18 protein-coding genes are annotated in these 16,850 nt (G+C 69.0%); 5 read left to right on the forward strand and 13 right to left on the reverse strand.

Going from position 1 to position 16,850, the window contains the following annotated elements:
- Positions 1-88: 88 nt before the first annotated feature.
- Genes IM760_RS13895 through arsC form a run of 9 tightly spaced genes read right to left on the reverse strand, consistent with a single transcriptional unit; the run spans position 89 to position 8,246 of the window.
- Positions 89-1,417 carry a DUF58 domain-containing protein gene (locus IM760_RS13895; protein WP_204430383.1) on the reverse strand — a complete coding sequence of 443 codons (1,329 nt, stop codon included), beginning with the start codon at positions 1,415-1,417 and terminating at the stop codon, positions 89-91.
- Positions 1,414-2,397 (reverse strand): AAA family ATPase, encoded by a 984-nt coding sequence (locus IM760_RS13900; RefSeq protein ID WP_239549845.1) that lies wholly within the window; start codon positions 2,395-2,397, stop codon positions 1,414-1,416. The genes IM760_RS13895 and IM760_RS13900 overlap by 4 nt, the downstream gene beginning before the upstream one ends.
- Entirely contained in the window at positions 2,394-3,638 is a 1,245-nt protein-coding gene (locus IM760_RS13905; RefSeq protein ID WP_204430385.1) for a DUF4350 domain-containing protein, read from the reverse strand. Before IM760_RS13905 ends, IM760_RS13900 begins: the two co-directional genes overlap by 4 nt.
- The gene (locus IM760_RS13910) at positions 3,635-5,218 is read right to left on the reverse strand and encodes a DUF4129 domain-containing protein (RefSeq protein ID WP_204430387.1); all 1,584 of its coding nucleotides are present in this window, start codon (positions 5,216-5,218) and stop codon (positions 3,635-3,637) included. The genes IM760_RS13905 and IM760_RS13910 overlap by 4 nt, the downstream gene beginning before the upstream one ends.
- The gene (locus IM760_RS13915; protein ID WP_204430389.1) at positions 5,205-6,191 is read right to left on the reverse strand and encodes a stage II sporulation protein M; all 987 of its coding nucleotides are present in this window, start codon (positions 6,189-6,191) and stop codon (positions 5,205-5,207) included. Before IM760_RS13915 ends, IM760_RS13910 begins: the two co-directional genes overlap by 14 nt.
- On the reverse strand, positions 6,188-6,910 hold the full coding sequence (locus IM760_RS13920) for an RDD family protein (RefSeq protein WP_204430391.1): 723 nt from the start codon (positions 6,908-6,910) through the stop codon (positions 6,188-6,190). Before IM760_RS13920 ends, IM760_RS13915 begins: the two co-directional genes overlap by 4 nt.
- On the reverse strand, positions 6,900-7,241 hold the full coding sequence (locus IM760_RS13925; RefSeq protein ID WP_204430393.1) for a DUF2069 domain-containing protein: 342 nt from the start codon (positions 7,239-7,241) through the stop codon (positions 6,900-6,902). Before IM760_RS13925 ends, IM760_RS13920 begins: the two co-directional genes overlap by 11 nt.
- 35 nt (positions 7,242-7,276) lie before the next feature.
- Positions 7,277-7,876 (reverse strand): NAD(P)H:quinone oxidoreductase, encoded by a 600-nt coding sequence (gene wrbA, locus IM760_RS13930; RefSeq protein WP_204430395.1) that lies wholly within the window; start codon positions 7,874-7,876, stop codon positions 7,277-7,279.
- A gap of 19 nt (positions 7,877-7,895) precedes the next feature.
- The gene (gene arsC, locus IM760_RS13935) at positions 7,896-8,246 is read right to left on the reverse strand and encodes an arsenate reductase (glutaredoxin) (protein ID WP_204430397.1); all 351 of its coding nucleotides are present in this window, start codon (positions 8,244-8,246) and stop codon (positions 7,896-7,898) included.
- An 89-nt stretch (positions 8,247-8,335) separates the two neighbouring features.
- Between arsC and IM760_RS13940 the strand changes: the two genes are divergently transcribed.
- From IM760_RS13940 to IM760_RS13960, 5 genes are all read left to right on the forward strand, one after another.
- Positions 8,336-9,640 carry a YihY family inner membrane protein gene (locus tag IM760_RS13940; RefSeq protein WP_262731196.1) on the forward strand — a complete coding sequence of 435 codons (1,305 nt, stop codon included), beginning with the start codon at positions 8,336-8,338 and terminating at the stop codon, positions 9,638-9,640.
- Positions 9,633-9,917: an acylphosphatase gene (locus IM760_RS13945; protein ID WP_204430399.1), complete on the forward strand. Its 285-nt coding sequence runs from the start codon at positions 9,633-9,635 to the stop codon at positions 9,915-9,917. The genes IM760_RS13940 and IM760_RS13945 overlap by 8 nt, the downstream gene beginning before the upstream one ends.
- Entirely contained in the window at positions 9,914-10,792 is an 879-nt protein-coding gene (locus IM760_RS13950; RefSeq protein WP_204430401.1) for an alpha/beta fold hydrolase, read from the forward strand. The genes IM760_RS13945 and IM760_RS13950 overlap by 4 nt, the downstream gene beginning before the upstream one ends.
- A 172-nt stretch (positions 10,793-10,964) precedes the next feature.
- The gene (locus IM760_RS13955; RefSeq protein WP_204430403.1) at positions 10,965-12,470 is read left to right on the forward strand and encodes a fumarate hydratase; all 1,506 of its coding nucleotides are present in this window, start codon (positions 10,965-10,967) and stop codon (positions 12,468-12,470) included.
- A 196-nt stretch (positions 12,471-12,666) separates the two neighbouring features.
- A complete protein-coding gene (locus IM760_RS13960; RefSeq protein ID WP_204430405.1) occupies positions 12,667-13,491 on the forward strand; it encodes a hypothetical protein in 825 nt (274 codons plus the stop codon).
- A 55-nt stretch (positions 13,492-13,546) separates the two neighbouring features.
- Here IM760_RS13960 and IM760_RS13965 read toward each other — a convergent pair whose 3' ends face one another.
- The 4 genes from IM760_RS13965 to IM760_RS13980 are packed head-to-tail and all read right to left on the reverse strand — an operon-like array spanning position 13,547 to position 16,839.
- Positions 13,547-14,524, reverse strand: coding sequence for an alpha/beta hydrolase (locus IM760_RS13965; RefSeq protein WP_204430407.1), 978 nt, complete (start codon positions 14,522-14,524; stop codon positions 13,547-13,549).
- Positions 14,518-14,892: a hotdog family protein gene (locus IM760_RS13970; protein ID WP_204430409.1), complete on the reverse strand. Its 375-nt coding sequence runs from the start codon at positions 14,890-14,892 to the stop codon at positions 14,518-14,520. Before IM760_RS13970 ends, IM760_RS13965 begins: the two co-directional genes overlap by 7 nt.
- Positions 14,889-15,332 carry a MaoC/PaaZ C-terminal domain-containing protein gene (locus tag IM760_RS13975; protein ID WP_204430411.1) on the reverse strand — a complete coding sequence of 148 codons (444 nt, stop codon included), beginning with the start codon at positions 15,330-15,332 and terminating at the stop codon, positions 14,889-14,891. The genes IM760_RS13970 and IM760_RS13975 overlap by 4 nt, the downstream gene beginning before the upstream one ends.
- Positions 15,322-16,839, reverse strand: coding sequence for an acyl-CoA synthetase (locus tag IM760_RS13980; protein WP_204430413.1), 1,518 nt, complete (start codon positions 16,837-16,839; stop codon positions 15,322-15,324). The genes IM760_RS13975 and IM760_RS13980 overlap by 11 nt, the downstream gene beginning before the upstream one ends.
- Between the last annotated feature and the right edge of the window lie 11 nt (positions 16,840-16,850).

The raw sequence follows: 16,850 nt of genomic DNA on the forward strand, positions 1-16,850 counted from the left end.
AAAAGCGTGAACCGGGGGCGGTGGATCGCGGCTGAAGCCGCTCCTACAGGGCGTTTTCGAAGTCGTAGGAGCGGCTTCAGCCGCGATCTCAGAGCCGCCCGGCGCGCTTGAGCTGCTGATAGGCCTGGCCGAGCCGTTCGGCCAGATTGGCCGGGGTGGCGGCCACCAGATGGGCGCCGGCATGGCGCAAACGCAGATGCAGGTCGCGGCGCTGTTCGTGCTCGCGGGCGTCGGCGGCCACCCGCAGCGCGTCGTCCAGGTCCGTCACCGTCGTCTGGCGCAGGGCGGCCTGCTCGGGCAGTTCCATGTCCGCCACCATCACCAGATGCCGATGGCCGAGCAGGCGCACGGCGGTGAGCAGGTCGTCCGCGTCCTCCGGTTGCACCCGGCTGATGATCACCACCAGCGCGCGACGGGTCCAGCGCCCCTGGAACTGCCGCGCCGCCTGGCTGAAATCGCTGGCCCGGTCCGCCGGCTGCACATCGTGGAAGCCGCGCAGCAGGCTCTGGATGCCGTGCTGGCCGTGCACCGGATCCAGCCAGCGCGGTTGCTCCCCGGAGAACAGCAGGGCGCCGGTGCGGTCGCCCTGACGCAGCGCCGACCAGGCCAGCAAGAGGGCGGCGTTGAGGCCGTGGTCGAAGGCGGTCAGGCCGCCGATGGGCAGCGCCATGCGGCGGCCGCCGTCGAGCAGCACCCACACGGTCTGGTTCTGCTCGTCCTGGTAATGGCGGGTGATCAGCCGGCGGCGCCGGGCGGTGGCCTTCCAGTCGATGCGGCGCGGGCTGTCACCGGGCTGGTAGTCACGCAGTTCGTGGAATTCCAGCCCCTCGCCCTGGCGCGGCTGCACCCGGTTGCCGAAGCGGCTGCGGCTGCGATCCACCGCCAGGGCGGCGCGGGAGATCGGCGAGAAGTCCGGGTACACCGGCACCGCCCGGTCGGCGGCGATGCGCCGGCGCGCTTCCCACAACCGGCGCGGCGACGGCAGCCACAGCTCGATGGGGCCGAACCGCACGGTGCCGCGCCGGCTGGGGCGATAGGGATAGTGGATCTCCACCTGGCGGTGGCCGGGCACCAGATCCAGGGCCCGGGGCAGGCCGGTGTGGATATCGTCGTCCGGGTGATGGTCCGCCACCAGCCAGCGCTCGGCGACCCCGCCGGTGTCCAGGGTCAGGGTCACGGTTTGCGGCACGCCCACGGACAGCGCCGCCGGCAGACGCCGGCTGGCCGCCGGCGTGGGCCGCCGCCGCAGCCGCAGCAGGTCGTCCAGGGCCCACACCGCCAGCAGCCCGCCGAGCAGCGCCCAGACCAGCAGCAACGGCAAGGCCAGGGGCGCCGCCCAGAACCGCGCCAGCAGCGGCAGGGCGCCCAGGGCGGCCCAGCCGAGCAGGGCCTGGATCAGCCGCGCGCCGGGTCTCATTGCCGCGGCGCCTCCACCTGTTCGAGAAGCTGCTCGAGCAGGGACTCCACGGTCTGGCCTTCGATGTCCGCGTCCACGCCCAGGCGCAGCCGGTGGCGCAGTACCGGCGCCGCCACCTGCTTGACGTCGTCGGGAATGACGAAGTCGCGGCCGGCCAGCAGCGCCTGGGTCTTGGCGGTGCGCGCCAGGGCGATGCTGGCCCGCGGGCCGCCGCCCTGCACCAGGCTGGGGTGGTCGCGGGTGGCGCGCACCAGCCGCAGAATGTAGTCCACCAGGGCGCGGTCCAGGATCACCGCGTTCGCCTGGCGGCCCAGGGCCAGAATGCCCTCGGCGTTGGCCTCCGGCGTGAGCTGGGCGGCGTCCAGACTGTCCGGCAGGCGGCCGTCCAGCACCATTTCCATCATCCGCGCCTCGTCCTCGTGGCTCGGGTAGTCGATCAGGATCTTGAACAGGAAGCGGTCCAGCTCCGCCTCCGGCAGCGGGTAGGTGCCTTCCTGGTCCAGCGGGTTCTGGGTGGCCAGCACCACGAACGGCGGCGCCAGGTCGAAGCTTTCGCCCTCGATGGTGATGCGGCGTTCCTGCATCACCTCCAGCAGGGCGGCCTGGGTCTTGGCCGGCGCCCGGTTGATCTCGTCGGCGAGCAGCAGGTTGGTGAACGCCGGTCCCTTGCGCACCCGGAAGTCGCCGGTCTGGCTGTCGAACAGCACATGACCGGTGACGTCCGAGGGCATCAGGTCCGGGGTGAACTGGATGCGCTGGAAGTCCAGCTCCAGCACCCGCGCCAGGCTGCGCGCCAGCAGCGTCTTGCCGAGCCCGGGCACGCCTTCGATCAGCACGTGGCCGCCGGTGATCAGGGCGATCATCACCTGCCGGGTGATGGCCGGCTGGCCGATCAGCACCTGGTTGAGTTGCGCTTCGATACGGCCGGCCAGGGCGGTGGCCTGTTCCGGGGTCATTTCACCGGGGACGTCGGTGGTCATAGTCGGCTCCTGATCTGTTGCAATACGGCCACCCGGCGGATCCAGCCGGGGCGGTCCACCGGCGAGGCGTCGAGCGCCTCGCGCAGGTCGTGGTCGGGCAGCGCCAGCCGCTCGGCGGCCAGCGCCAGGGCCCGTTCCGGGTCCGGGTGCAGCAGGGCCAGCCGGCGTCGGGCGGCCTCGCGCAGCGGCGCCAGCAGGGTTTCGCCCTGGCCGGTGCGCCAATAAAAGTGGCCCAGGGCGCGCAGGTGCCCCAGGTAGTCGGTGGTGTCCGGGGCCGGCGGGCGCCACAGCGGGCCGGGGCGCGGCAGGCGCCGCCACAGCCACAGGGCCAGGGCCAGTACCAGCGCCAGGATCGGCGGCCAGGCGTGCTCCCACAGCCACAGGGGCAGGGGCGGCATGTCGATGCCCTGCACGAACCACACCGGGCCGCCGCCGGCGGTCAGGTGGCGCAGCAGCCAGGCGTGGTCGAAATAATGCAGGTGATCGTTGTCCCATAGCTCCAGGCCGGTGGTGGCGGTGACCCGGCCTTCGCCCATCGCCACCTGCACCAGCTTGAGCCCCTGGTCGTTGTCCGCCAGTACCGTGTAGCGCAGGCCCTCGCCGCCCTGATAGCCGAGCACCAGGGGATTGTCGATGCGCAGCCGGCGGGGCAGGCCGTCGAAGTCCCGGGTCAGCGCCGGCGCCGCCCGGGGCGGTGCCTCGCAGGTCAGCCGTTCGCACTGGCGGAGGGTTTCCTCGTCGTCGTTGCCCAGGCAGTACTCCAGGAACAGGCTTTCCATGGGCTCGAAGCGGCCCAGCAGCTCGGCCATCGGATTGTCGTCGTCCAGATCCTTTTCGGGCAGCCGGCGGACGTTGATGCCCACCTGCTCCAGCAGCGGATCGGCCCGCTCCCGGTCCTCGTCCCGGTCGCCGTACACCGGCCGCGCGGCCACCACCAGATGGCCGCCGGCGGCCACCCAGGCAAGCAATTCCTCGATGCGGTCGCGGCCGAGATCGCCCCGGTACGGGTCCATGATCAGGGTGGTGTCGGTGGCCGGCAGCGGAAACAGGGCACGGGTGCTGAACACCCGGCGAGTGTCATGGTGCCATTCTTCCAGCAGGGTGCGCGCCGCCAGGTAGGGGTCCCGGGCGGCGGCCTCCGGGTAGGCCGGGGCCATGTAGCGCACCGGTTCGGTGGCCTGGTAATAGCCCACCACCAGCGCCGCCACCAGCACCACGAAGAGTACCGTCCAGCGTTTCATCGCGGGCCTCCGGCGAGCGGCGGACGCAGCGCCCGCCAGCGTGCCATCAGCTCACGCACGGCCTGCTCGTCGCTGGGGCGGTGGGCCCAGGCGGTGCGGGTCCAGGCGTTGATCAGGGCGCTCAGCCAGGCAATCACCGGTGCCCCGTCCAGTTCACGCTGGTAAGCGCGCAGGCAGTCCTGTTCGGTGGCACCGGCGGTGAGCGGCAGCGGGCGGTAGTGGAACAGGGTCACCAGGCCGTCACGCAGCAACAGCGCCAGGGCGGCGCGCACGTCGCCGCGGGCCAGTTCCTGGTCCAGGGCCTGTTCCAGGTCCGCGGGCAGGCTCTCCGCGCGGGTGTCCAGCCCGGCCACGCGCACCGGCATCACCGGTTTGCCGTCCGGTCCGCGGCCGCCGACGCCGGGCAGATAGCGGCGCACCATCATCAGGATCACCACCAGCAGCAGGGCCAGCAGCAGGTAGCCCAGGCCGGTGATCAGCCCGTCGGGCACATGGAGCGGGTCCCGGCCGCCGCCGTCCGGTTCCTGGTCCAGCAGACGGCGCAGCAGGTCCTGCCACCAGCTGTCGCCGTCGTCGTCGCGCAGGGATTCGCGCAGGCGCCGGTCCTGACGCTCCTCGAAGGGCATGAAGGTGTCCGAGGCGAGCAGGTCGATGGCTTGCTGTTTGGGGTCGGCTTGATGGGCGGTGCCGTTATCGCGACTGAAGTCGCTCCTACAAGGTTGATGTAGGAGCGACTTCAGTCGCGATTCGGCCTGGCCGGGTGGTGGGGCCTGCGCTTCCACCGGGTGCGGGGCGGCGCCGCACAGCGCCAGCAACACCAGCAGTGCCGCGCCACCGGCACGGCGGCGGCGCTCGCCGATGCGGGTCAGCCCCAGCTGCAGGTCCCAGCCTTCCAGCCAGGTGCGCTGGTTGAGATAAAGGGCAAAGGAAGTGGCCACGTAGAGCGGCTCGGTGACCATCAGCACCAGGTACCAGGCCAGGTTCACGAAGCCCCACTGCAAATGGCTTTGTTCCTGGAACCAGACGCTCCACTCCAGATTGAACTGCCAGGGCACCAGGGTCATGGCCAGCACCACCAGGGCCACGGTCATGGCATGTTCCAGGCCCAGCACGGTGAAGGTGAGGGTGCCGGCGCGCTGGCCCGGCGGGCGCAGCATCACGGCGATGCGCCCGGACACCTGGGCGCCCCGGGTGCCCTCCAATTGCCAGACACCGGTCAGGAATCCCCGGGACGGGCTGAAGCGGCGCCAGGTGAGTTGCGCGGCCAGACCGTTGAGCCCGTATTGGGGAAAGGCGCGCAGCAGGGCCAGCGGACCCGGATAGTCGTCGAACAGGGCGCGGCTGTAGAACGCCAGCAGGGGGCGTTCCCAGAGCGGCTTGAGCCACCAGAACAGCAACAGCGGCCAGACGCTGCGGGTGGCGGCGGCGTAGCCGGCCAGCAGCGCGAACGGCACGGCGGTGAACACCAGCCACACCAGGGAGGCCTGGCGCCACCAGCGCCGGTAGAAGCGGGTGCCCAGGTCCACCGCCTGCCAGCTGGAGCGGGGGGCGAGCCGGGCATTGAGCCTATTCAGATCCATCACGGCTTCCTTGCGGCGCCACCGAGCGGCCCCCCAGCAACAGATACAGCAGCACCAGGGCCCAGCACACCGCGCCCACGGTGTACTTGATCTGCGGATCCAGCTCCCGGGACGACCAGAACGCCTCGATAAAGGCGGCGGCCACCAGCAGGAAAAACACCCCGTACATCACCGGCAGGCATTCCCGGGCGGCGCGGCGGATGGCGTCCACCCGGCCCCAGGAGCCCGGCGCCAGCACCGCCCAGCCCAGCCGCAGGCCGGCGCCCCCGGCCAGGCAGATGGCGGTCAGCTCCGGCGCGCCATGGGCGATCACGAAGGTAAAGAACGGTTGCGAGGCGCCGGCCAGGCTCAGGTGGGCGGCGGCGGCGCCGAAGAAGCTGCCGTTGAACAGCATGGCGAGCAGGGCGCCGACGCCCAGCAGCAAGCCGCCGGCGAAGGTGCGGAAGGCGATGCCGATGTTGTTGTAGATGTAGTAGCCGAACATCATCACGTCGTCGGCCCGGTCACGGGTGCCGGTGTCGCGCAGATCCGGGTGGTACATTTCTTCCAGGTCGGCCACCTGGTCCGGCCCCACCACCGTGTGCACCAGTTCCGGATCGTACTGGATCAGGCCCCAGACCAGCAGCGCCGACAGCACGAAGGCGGCGCTGCTGATCAGGTGCCAGCGCCACTGCCGGCGCACCGCCTGGGGAAAGCCGGCGGCGAAGAACGCCGCCAGGCGCGGCAACAGCGGTGTGCGATGGCGGTAGAGCTGGCGGTGGGCGCGCAGCATCAGATCGTTGAGGTAATCCTGCAGGGCCAGGCTGTAGCCGCGTTCCCGGGCCAGCGCCAGTTGATGGCAAAGGCTCTGATAATCGCCGGCGAAATCGGCGGCGGCGCTGCCTGGCCGGCGGGTTTTTTCCAGGGTCTTGAGGGTCGCCTCCAGGCGCTCCCAAAGCGGCCGGTAACGCTGCTCGAACTGGCTCTGCCTCATCGCGCCGCTCCCTGATCGGATTCCCGGGCCGGGTCGGCGCCGGCGGGGCCGCCGAGCACATGGCGGGCCACCCGGCGCAGTTTTTCCAGCGCCGCCGGCGCCGGCTGCTCCGGGTAGGCGAGCCTTGCCAGTTCCTGCTGGCGTTGCTCGGAGAGCGCCGGCGCCCGTTCGCTGAAGGCCAGCAGCACCAGCTGGTCCTCCCGGTCCAGGGGCCAGTCCGGCGCTTCGCCGGCGCCGGCCTCCCGGGTCCGGATGGCCGGCGGCGCCGGCAGATGGATCACCAGGGTGTCGGCGGCCAGATCACCGAGCCGTTGCTGGCGCGGCGAGATCAGCATCACCACGAAGCCGGTGAGATAGAAGATCGGAAACAGATCGGCGGTGCGCAGCAGATTGCGCACCAGGCTGCCGTTGAAGGTGAGCGGCGCGCCGTTGCCATGCACCACCGCCAGCTTCACCGCCCGCTTGCCGGGGGTGCGGCCCTGCCAGAACATTTCGAAGAACACCGGGTAGAACCATTCCAGCAAAAACATGAGCAGCAGGTAGAGACCGTAGCCGTGGCCGCCGAACAGCATCAGCGGAATCGACAGCACCAGCAGCACCAGCCCGCGCAGGGCCAGGTCGATGCCGTAGGCCAGCGCCCGTGGCAGCGGGCCGGCCAGCGAGAGAGAAAGACGGGCCCCCTCCGGCGTATCGATGTGCAGCTGGTCGTCAATCCGCACGGCCGCCCCGGCGGATCAACTGCATGGCGGCCAGGAACATCACCACCGTCAGTGACACCTGAACGATGGCCAGGGTGCGCTGGGGCGGCGGGTTCAGGCATTGCAGCACATAGCCGCAGAAATAGAACAGCAGCAGAAAACACAGCCAGGTGAGCGAGCGCGGATGCAGGGTGATCGGCGCCACCATCATCAGCAGCAGCGGCAGGTACAGCACCAGCGCCATGATCACCGACGCGGCCAGCGGCGCGTTCGGCGGCGTGAACCAGAATTGCGCGGCGATGCCGAGCAGCAATAGCAGCAGGTAGCAGCCCCGTAACACAAAACCCAGCATATTCGTCCTTAACGTTATCGCGCCTACATGTGTGCCTATAAAGGGCGGCCGATCTTGCGTGCCAGCTCCGCCAGGCGTTTCCCCAGGGCCCGGGCAATGGCGTTTTCGTCGTCCGTGGTGGCCGGGTCGCCGCGCTCGCCGGCCACGTGGCTGGCGCCGTAGGGCGTGCCACCGCCGGTGGTGCGCATCAGCGCGGTTTCCGAGTAGGGCACCCCGGCCAGCACCATGCCATGGTGCAGCAACGGCAACATCATCGACAGCAGGGTGCTCTCCTGCCCCCCGTGCAGGCTGCCGCTGGAGGTGAACACCCCCGCCGGCCGGCCGATCAGGCCGCCGGCCATCCACAGGTCACCGCTCTGGTCGAGAAAATACTTGAGCGGCGCCGCCATGTTGCCGAAGCGGGTGGGCGAGCCCAGTGCCAGCCCGGCGCAGCCGGCCAGGTCGTCCTGGGTGGCGAAGGGCGCGCCGCTGTCGGGCACCGGCGGGGCGGTGGCCTCATGGCTGGCGGACACCGGCGCCACCGTGCGCAGCCGCGCCTCCAGGCCGCCGGCTTCCACGCCACGGGCCACCTGGCGGGCGAGATTGGCCACCGCGCCGGTACGGCTGTAATAAAGAATCAAAATATAATCGGACATGATTTCCCCGCGCGGGCCGTTACAACAGGGCCTGGACGTTTTCCGGCGGGCGCCCCAGCACGGCCCGCTGGCCCTTGACCACCACCGGACGTTCCAGCAATTTCGGATAACGCGCCAGGGCCTGGATCACTGTTTCGTCATCGGCGTCCGGGCTCAGGCCCGCTTCCTGGTAGTCGGCTTCCTTGACGCGCACCAGTTCATGGGCGCTGGAGAGACCCAGTTTACGGACCAGGTCGCGCAGGGTGTCGGCGTCCGGGGGCGTGTCCAGATATTTGATCACGCGTGGCTCGATGCCGGCGTCTTCCAGCAGCGCCAGGGTCTGGCGGGATTTGGAGCAACGCGGGTTATGGTAGATGGTGTACTGTGCCATGGTTCGACGCCGTTGTTTGCCAGGATGCAGGGCATTGTACGGCACCGACCGCCACCGGCAAGCCGGGGCGATGCCGATAGGAAGAGGAAGTGGACGACAGGGTGAAAACCGACCAGAACGATGCGCCCGTGATTCCGTTCCGCGCCCGCGCGGAATCGGTATGGGCGTTCCTGAAATTACTGCGCCGCCAGTTCGTGGACGACGGTTGCCCCGCCGCCGCGGCGGCGCTGACCTATACCACGCTGTTCGCCATCGTGCCGATCATGACGGTGATGTTCGCGGTGATTGCCTCGATTCCGGCGCTCAACGAACGGGGGCTGGTGATCCAGAAATGGGCGTTCGAGTATTTCGTGCCGTCCGCCGGCAATCAGATTCTCGGTTACCTGGCCACCTTTACCCAGCAGGCCACCAACCTGACCGGGCCCGGCGTGGTGATGCTGATCATTACCTCGGTGCTGATGCTGCGCACCGTGGAGCAGGCGCTCAACCGCATCTGGCGGCTGCCCAAGGCGCGCAAGGGCATGGTCAGCCTGATGACTTACTGGGCGGTGCTGTCCCTGGGGCCGCTGCTGCTGGGCGCGGGCCTGGGCATCTCCTCCTACCTGACCTCGGTGTCGCTGATCAGCGATACGGTGGCCTACCTGGGCGGCGTGCGGGTCTGGCTGTCGGTGCTGCCGTTCTTCTTTACCTTCGCCATGCTGGCGTTGCTCTATATCGTGGTGCCGAACACCTCGGTGCCGTTCCGGCAGGGACTGCTGGGGGCGGCGGTGGCGGCCTTGCTGTTCGAGCTGGCCAAGGCGGCGTTCGCCCAGTTCATCAAGCATGCGCCCAACTACCAGGTAGTGTACGGCGCCTTCGCGGCGGTTCCGCTGTTCCTGCTGTGGATTTATATTTCCTGGATTCTGGTGCTGCTGGGCGCCGAGCTGGTGCGCACCCTGGTGGTGTTCCAGGAACACCGCCGCAAGGTGCCGCGCACTCAGGCGCTGCTGCGGCTGCTGCGGGTGTTCTGGGAACGCCAGCGGCACGGCCGGGTGCTGCGCAGCAACGAGGTCCGTCAGGTGATGCACGAGTCCGGCGTCACGCACTGGGACGAGTTCCGCAATCTGCTGCAGGACTGCAAGCTGATCAAGCGCACCGAGGAGGGCGGCTATGTGCTGACCCGGGACCTGCGCCGGCTGACCCTGTCCCAGCTGCTGGCCATGGTGCCCTGGCCGGCGGAGCAGCAGTTGCGCGTCAACGCCCACGGCAAGGAGCCCTGGGAAGCGACCCTGAAACAGCGCTGCGACGAAGCGCGGCGCGGCCTGCACCGGCCCCTGGAGTTCAATCTGGAAGCCCTGTTCGAGAACCGGGTCGACGAGTTCCCCACCAACGAAGGCGAAAAACAAAATGAATAACAAAGCCGTGATAGCCCGGCAGGTGACTGTCCGGGGGCGGGTGCAGGGCGTGTATTTTCGCGCTTCCACCCAACAGCAGGCGCGCCGCCTGGGCGTGGCCGGCTGGGTCCGCAACCTACCCGATGGCCGGGTGGAAGCCTGGTTGGAAGGGGCGGATGACGCGGTGGAAGCCCTGATGACGTGGATGCGCGAAGGGCCGGAGCAGGCCGAGGTCACCGGCCTGTGCGTGTGCGAGGTGGCACCGCGATCCCTGAACGATTTCGAGGTCGATGCATGAAGCAGGTGGAACTGGTCAATGGGCATCTCCGCTTTCCGGCGCTGCTGACCGGCGACGGCGAGCCGGTGATTCTGCTGCACGGGTTTCCCGACACCCATGAAAACTGGGCGGTGCAGATGAAGCTGCTGGCGGACGCCGGCTACACCTGCGTGGCGCCGGCCCTGCGCGGCTACGCGCCGTCCTGCCAGCCCGGCAGCGGCGACTATTCCCTGCACGCGGCGGTGGACGACCTGCTGGTGTTCGCCAACCAGCTCGGTGGCCGGGTGCATCTGATCGGCCACGACTGGGGCGCGGCGGTGGGCTACCTGGCCTGCGCGCGCTACCCGGAATCCTTCTGTACGTTCAGTGCCCTGGCGATCCCGCCGCTCAAGCGGCTGCCCAAGGCCCTGCTCAAGGTGCCCGAGCAGATCAAACTGAGCGGCTACATGCAGTTCTTCCAGCTGCCGGTGGCGCCGGAAGCCTGGCTCAAGCGCGACGGCCTGAGCGGCGTGGACACCCTCTGGCACCGCTGGTCCCCGGACTGGGACCCGGGCCTGTACCTGGACAACGCCCGCCACACCCTGGGCGAACCCGGCGTGCTGGCCGGCGCCCTGGGCTGGTACCGGCACCTGATCCGCCTGTGGCGCAAGGAGCAGCGGGAAGTGCAGGAATGGCTGGCCCTGGACGTGCGCGTGCCCACCCAGGTGCTGATGGGCGAGAACGACGGCTGCATGAGCCCCAAGCTGCTGGACCACTGCCTCAACAACGACGACTTTCCCGCCGGCCTCTACGTGGAGCGGCTGGAAGCCGCCGGCCATTTCCTGCACCTGGAGCGGCCGGAAACCGTGGCCGAGCTGCTGATCGCCCACCTCAAGCGCGGTGAGTGCCTGGTCTGATCCCCCCGCTGCCCGGGTTTCATTCTCGACGGATCGCGGGGCAAGGCACTCAATTCGTTTCAGGCCCTGGCGAAAGCCCGTGCCAGAGGTTTGCCGGAGGCCTCCTGATGCCAGGCGGGCAAGGGTCGGCTATAATGCGCGCCCCCGATCCCAGCAGTCAGGAGTACCCCGCATGACGGTGATTCGCCAGGACGATCTGATTCAGAGCGTCGCCGACGCCCTGCAGTACATTTCCTACTACCATCCGGTGGATTTCATTCGTGGCGTCAAGGAAGCCTACGAAAAGGAAGAGAGCAAGGCGGCCAAGGACGCCATGGCGCAGATTCTGGTGAACTCACGCATGTCCGCCATGGGGCACCGGCCGATCTGTCAGGACACCGGCATTGTCACCGTGTTCGCCAAGGTGGGCATGAATGTGACCTTTGAAGGCGACATGTCGTTGGACGACATGATCAACGAGGGGGTGCGCCGCGCCTACAACCATCCGGACAACGTGCTGCGCGCCTCGGTGCTGGCGGACCCGGACGGCAAGCGCGCCAACACCAAGGACAACACCCCGGCGGTGATCAACTACTCCATCGTCCCCGGTGACACCCTGGAAATCGACGTGGCGGCCAAGGGCGGCGGCTCCGAGGCGAAATCCAAGTTCGCCATGCTCAACCCGTCCGACTCGGTGGTGGACTGGGTGCTTGAGCAGGTGCCGAAAATGGGCGCCGGCTGGTGCCCGCCGGGCATGCTCGGCATTGGCATCGGCGGCACCGCCGAAAAGGCCATGCTGCTGGCCAAGGAATCCCTGATGGACCCCATCGACATCCACGAGCTGCAGGCCCGGGGGGCGCAAACCCGCGCCGAGGAACTGCGCCTGGAGCTGTACGAGAAGGTCAACGCGCTGGGCATCGGCGCCCAGGGCCTGGGTGGCCTGACCACGGTGCTGGACGTGAAGGTGGCGGATTATCCCACCCACGCGGCCAACAAACCGGTGGCGATCATCCCCAACTGCGCGGCCACCCGACACGCCCACTTCGTGCTGGACGGCAGCGGCCCGGCGGACCTGAAGGCCCCGGACCTGGAAGAATGGCCGGACATCGCCTGGGGCAACGACGAGGGCGCCAAGCGCGTCAATCTCGACACGGTGACCCCGGAAGAAGTGCAAACCTGGCAGCCCGGCGACACCCTGTTGCTGTCCGGCAAGCTGCTCACCGGCCGTGACGCCGCCCACAAGCGCATGGTGGACATGATCGCCAAGGGCGAGGAGCTGCCGGTGGACTTCACCAACCGCTTTATCTACTACGTGGGTCCGGTGGATCCGGTGGGCGACGAAGTGGTGGGCCCGGCCGGCCCGACCACCGCCACCCGCATGGACAAGTTCACCCGCACCATGCTGGAGAAGACCGGCCTGATCGGCATGGTCGGCAAGGCCGAGCGCGGCGACACCGCCATCGAGGCGATCCGCGACAACAAGGCGGTCTATCTGATGGCCGTGGGCGGCGCCGCCTATCTGGTGTCCAAGGCGATCCGCAAGTCCCGCGTGGCCGCCTTCGAGGACCTGGGCATGGAAGCCATCTACGAGTTCGAGGTGGAAGACATGCCGGTCACCGTGGCGGTGGATTCCACCGGCGAATCGGTGCACAAAACCGGCCCGGTGATCTGGAAAAAGAAAATCGCCGAGTCCGCCTGACCCCGCCTTCCCCGGGCCGTCGTCCTGACGGCCGGGGAACCAAACCCGCCGCTTGTGTTCCTAGAGCAGCGGGGATCACCGGACCCGCCGCCCGGGTCAGGGTCCGGTGCCATCGTTTTCGCTTTCCGTCGTCAAGTGGCTGTTCATGAAACGACGCTCGCCGTTTTGGCTTTTGATTGTGGGTGTGGGAAGTCTGGTGTTGTCCGGTTGCGCTTCCCTGATGGAATCCGGCGCCTCGCTGCTGGGCCGTGAACCGGTGCCGGCCCGGGTGGCCGGCCTGCCGCTCGGTGACCTGGCCACGCTGGGCATCGACGACGGCGTCTGCGCGGAGCTGGCGGAGGCCCGCCGCCAGGACCGGCGGGTGAGCGGCCGGTGGCTGCGCGAGGACGCGCTGCCGGCCTGTGCCCGCCGTATCGAGGCGGCCCGCGAGGCGCGTCGCTACGACCAGGAACTGGACCGGCTGGTGGAACAGGCCTGGCAGGCCGAGCAGGCCGCCGAGCGTGAGCGGGCCCGCCAACGGGCCGAGCAGCGGCGGGTGCGCGAGGCCATGGAGGCGGCCCGCCGCGACGCCGAGGCGCGCCAGGAGGCCAACCGCAAGGAGGACAACCGGTCGCGGCTGCGCGAGCGGCTCGCCGACGCCCACATCCTCTCCATTCTCGAGAACGTGCCCGACCAGCCTTTGGCGTTTTCCCTGGGCCAGCCTTCCGAGCGCACCCTGAAGAATTTTCTCGCCTGCCTGGAGGTCGGTTACCCCAATCAGGGTTACCAGGTGGACCGCCAGGGCGACGACCTGACGGTGACCGCCCTGCAGGCGGACATGCTGCGCGGCGACGTGGACATCCGCGCCCATTTCGTCAATGTCTGGGACACCTGGATGCTGGAGTCCCTGCGCGTGGCGGAGATGACCGCCGACACGCCCCGGGACCGTTTCATGCTGGCGCAGAACCTGATGGCCGGGCCCTGCTACGGCATTGATGAACTGCTCTGGCGTGGTAACGACGACGGGGACCATCGCGGCTGAAGCCGCTCCTGCTACATTGATGCACCTGTAGGAGCGACTTCAGTGGCGATCCGCGTCACCCGTTCAGGAAGTCCCCGACCACCCGATAGCTCTCCGCGCAGGCCTCCGGCACCAGGTCCTCCAGATTCAACCAGGCATGGATCATGTCCGGGAACGGCTGATGCCGGGCCGGTACCCCGGCGGCGCGGAGCCGCTCCACGTAGGCCACGCCCTCGTCGCGCAGCGGGCAGAAGCCGGCGGTGAGCACCAGGGTCGCCGGCAGCCGCTCGCTGATCGGCCCGTGCAGGGGCGAGGCGTTCCGGCGCCGTACCGGGTCCGGCGCGGCACCGTCCTGGAAATAGTGGTCGAAATACCAGTGGATGCGCGAGGTCTCCAGCAGATAGCCGCGTCCGTTTTCAGCCACCGAAGGGTGATCCAGGGTGTAGTCCAGGCTGGGATAGATCAGCGCCTGTTTGTGGACACGCAGGTCCGGATCGTCCTGGGCCAGGGCACTGACGGTGGCGGCCAGGGCGCCGCCGCCGGAGTCGCCCACCAGGTTCAGGGTCCGCGTGACCCGGCGCCCGTGGCGGTCCAGCACCGGCCACAGGTGGCGGGCCACCGCCAGGCAATCCTCCAGGCCCAGCGGATAGGGGCACTCCGGCGCCAGCCGGTATTCCACCGACACCACCAGATGGCCACTGGTCTTCGCCAGCCGCCGGACGATGGGGTCGTAGACGCTGACGCCGCCGGCCATGTGACCGCCGCCGTGCAGAAACAGGGTCACCGGTTTTTCCCGGTCCGGCGCCGGATCGTAAAGCCGCACCGGCACCGGGTAGGCGCCGGTGGGGATCATCGTGTCCCGTACCCAGGGCAGGTCGGGCCCCCGCGCCACCAGGGTGGCGGTCATCGACGCCATGCTCTCGCGCACCGTCACCGGGGTGGCCTCCACGCCGCGGGCGGCCTGGTCGGCGAGCAGCCGGTTGAGCCGTTCCAGCCAGTCGGCCAGGGCCGGGTGCGGCTGGTCGGCTTTCAGCGCGCCGGGGGGCGTCAACATTGAAACAGCACCAGGGCCTCGCCGTCGCAAAGCAGGCGGCCGTCCTCGCCGAGACAGCGGGTTTCCAGATTCACCAGCGCCTTGTCCTGGCGCAGGCGGGTCACCGCCACGCTGGCGGTCAGCGCTTCGCCGGGGCGGCCGTGGCCGTGGAAGCGCATGCTCTGCTTCAGATAATTGGTGCCGTGGCCGGGCAGTTCCTCCCCCAGCAGGTAGGAGAACAGCGCGGCGATCAGCGGTTCCGGCACCGTTTCCCAGTCGCCGTCGAATTCCGCCAGCCGGCACCATTCGGCGATATCGTCGTCCAGGTAGCGGCGGGTCACCTCGGCGCGGTCGCCGGGCTTGAGGGCGTTGAAGCGGGGCAGTGTCATCGGCGGGCCTCCTGGTTCGCGTCCCGGTTCAGTTTGAGGCGGCAGCGGCCCTCCAGGCAGGCCTGACCGGATGCGTTTTCCACCCGGGTGATCAGTTCCAGCCGGTCGTCCGCCGGCGGCGCGACGATGTCCAGGTGCACGGTGAGCGGTTCATCGGCGAACGCCGGGTTCGGGAACATCAGGTCCTGGCTCTCCAGCTCGGCGCCCGGGTAGTTGTGCGCGATCAGGCCGCGCACCGCGGTGAACAGCAGCATGCCGTGGGACACGGTGGCGCCGAAGCGGGTGCCGGCGGCGAAATCCGGGTCCACGTGGATCGGGTTGTGGTCGCCGCTGAGCGCGGCGAAGCGGTCGAAGTGCGCCTGTTCCAGCACCTGCTCGTATTCGATGCCGCCAATCTCCTGTTCGTGCGCTTGGCCGTGGTGGCCGTTGTCATCGCGCATCACGCAACTCCTGTTTGGTGACTTTGCCCAGGGCATTGCGGGGCAGGGCGTCCATCCGCTGAAAGACCTTGGGCACTTTATAGCCCGCCAGGCGCTCGCGGCAAAACGCGCGCAGCGTGTCCTCGCCGGGGTCCTCGGCGCCGTCGCGCAGCCCGTAGCAGGCCTTGCCCACCTCGCCCCATTTTTCATCCGGTATGCCGATCACCGCCACTTCCGCCAGGGCCGGGTGCTGTTCGAGCACCTTTTCCACCTCGGCGGGGTAGACGTTCTCGCCACCGGAAATGTACATGTCCTTCCAGCGGTCGACGATGTAGTAGCAGCCGTCCTCATCGCAACGGGCCACGTCGCCACTGTGCAGCCAGCCGTCGGCGCGGATCGCCTCGGCGGTGGCGTCCGGCCGGTTCCAGTAGCCGGGGGTGATATTGGGGCCGCGAATCAGCAGCTCGCCGGCCTCGCCCCGGGGCACGTCGTGGCCGTCGCGGTCGACGATGCGTACCTCGGTGAGCAGTTGCGGGCGGCCCACGGAGCCGATCTTGTCGATCACCCGTTCTTCGTCCAGCAGAAACACGGTGGGCCCGGTTTCGGTCATGCCCATGCCGGTGCGCACACAAATGCCCTGGTCCACGTAGCGCTGCGCCACCGGCAGCGACAGCGGCGCGCCGCCACAGCCCCAGGAACGCACGCCCTTAAGGCGCTCGCCGCTGAAATCCGGATGCTCCAGCAGGGCCTGGTAGACCGCCGGCACGCCGAAGAAGATCGTGGCTCTCTGTTCCAATACCCGCAGGGCCTGGTCCGGGTCGAAGGCGCGGGCCACCAGCACGCAGCCGCCGGCCAGAAACACCGCCGAGGAATACAGGTTGATGCCGGCGGTATGGAACAGGGGCAGCACGTTGAGCAGCACGTCGCGGCCGGTGAGGTCCACCGCCAGGCCGATGTTCAGGTAGTTGGCCATCATCATGCGGAAGGTCTGGATCACGCCCTTGGGCCGGCCGGTGGTGCCCGAGGTATAGAGCAGGTACCAGGGCGTGTCCGGGTCCTTGTCCGGGTGGGCGTTCAGATCCGGCTGTACCGCCGCCAGATCCCGATGGTAGTCGTGCTGGCCGTCGGCGGCCCCGTCCAGGGCCACCAGGGTCAGTGCCGGGTGCTGGTCCGCCAGGGTGGCGGCGGCCTCGGCGAACTCGCCGCCGAAGATCAGCGCCCCGGGCGCGCAGTCCTCCACCAGCACGGTCAGTTCCGGCACCGCCAGCCGCCAGTTCAGCGGCACCAGGATCAGGCCGGCCTTGGCGCAGCCGAACAGCATGGCGAAGAATTCCGCGCGGCTGTGGCCCAGGAAGGCGAGCCGGTCGCCTTCCTGGAGGCCCCATTGTTCCCGGGCGGCGGCGGCCAGCCGCGCGGCCCGCTCGTTGAAGCGCGCATAATCGTAGCGTTCGCCGCTTTGCAGATCTTCCAGCGCCGGGCGGTCCGGCGTCACCCGCGCCCGGTGGGCAAGCAGGTCGAACATCTCCATTTTTTTCTCCC

Origin of the sequence: Alloalcanivorax marinus, from assembly GCF_016906305.1 — a bacterium.
GTDB lineage: Bacteria > Pseudomonadota > Gammaproteobacteria > Pseudomonadales > Alcanivoracaceae > Alloalcanivorax > Alloalcanivorax marinus.

What these genes read in the sequence shown, in the direction of transcription:
- IM760_RS13895 (WP_204430383.1), bottom strand. Translation starts at nt 1,417, where the DNA reads ATGAGACCCGGCGCGCGGCTGATCCAGGCCCTGCTCGGCTGGGCCGCC.
- IM760_RS13900 (WP_239549845.1), bottom strand. Translation starts at nt 2,397, where the DNA reads ATGACCACCGACGTCCCCGGTGAAATGACCCCGGAACAGGCCACCGCC.
- IM760_RS13905 (WP_204430385.1), bottom strand. Translation starts at nt 3,638, where the DNA reads ATGAAACGCTGGACGGTACTCTTCGTGGTGCTGGTGGCGGCGCTGGTG.
- IM760_RS13910 (WP_204430387.1), bottom strand. Translation starts at nt 5,218, where the DNA reads ATGGATCTGAATAGGCTCAATGCCCGGCTCGCCCCCCGCTCCAGCTGG.
- IM760_RS13915 (WP_204430389.1), bottom strand. Translation starts at nt 6,191, where the DNA reads ATGAGGCAGAGCCAGTTCGAGCAGCGTTACCGGCCGCTTTGGGAGCGC.
- IM760_RS13925 (WP_204430393.1), bottom strand. Translation starts at nt 7,241, where the DNA reads ATGCTGGGTTTTGTGTTACGGGGCTGCTACCTGCTGCTATTGCTGCTC.
- wrbA (WP_204430395.1), bottom strand. Translation starts at nt 7,876, where the DNA reads ATGTCCGATTATATTTTGATTCTTTATTACAGCCGTACCGGCGCGGTG.
- arsC (WP_204430397.1), bottom strand. Translation starts at nt 8,246, where the DNA reads ATGGCACAGTACACCATCTACCATAACCCGCGTTGCTCCAAATCCCGC.
- IM760_RS13945 (WP_204430399.1), top strand. Translation starts at nt 9,633, where the DNA reads ATGAATAACAAAGCCGTGATAGCCCGGCAGGTGACTGTCCGGGGGCGG.
- IM760_RS13950 (WP_204430401.1), top strand. Translation starts at nt 9,914, where the DNA reads ATGAAGCAGGTGGAACTGGTCAATGGGCATCTCCGCTTTCCGGCGCTG.
- IM760_RS13955 (WP_204430403.1), top strand. Translation starts at nt 10,965, where the DNA reads ATGACGGTGATTCGCCAGGACGATCTGATTCAGAGCGTCGCCGACGCC.
- IM760_RS13965 (WP_204430407.1), bottom strand. Translation starts at nt 14,524, where the DNA reads ATGTTGACGCCCCCCGGCGCGCTGAAAGCCGACCAGCCGCACCCGGCC.
- IM760_RS13970 (WP_204430409.1), bottom strand. Translation starts at nt 14,892, where the DNA reads ATGACACTGCCCCGCTTCAACGCCCTCAAGCCCGGCGACCGCGCCGAG.
- IM760_RS13975 (WP_204430411.1), bottom strand. Translation starts at nt 15,332, where the DNA reads ATGCGCGATGACAACGGCCACCACGGCCAAGCGCACGAACAGGAGATT.
- IM760_RS13980 (WP_204430413.1), bottom strand. Translation starts at nt 16,839, where the DNA reads ATGGAGATGTTCGACCTGCTTGCCCACCGGGCGCGGGTGACGCCGGAC.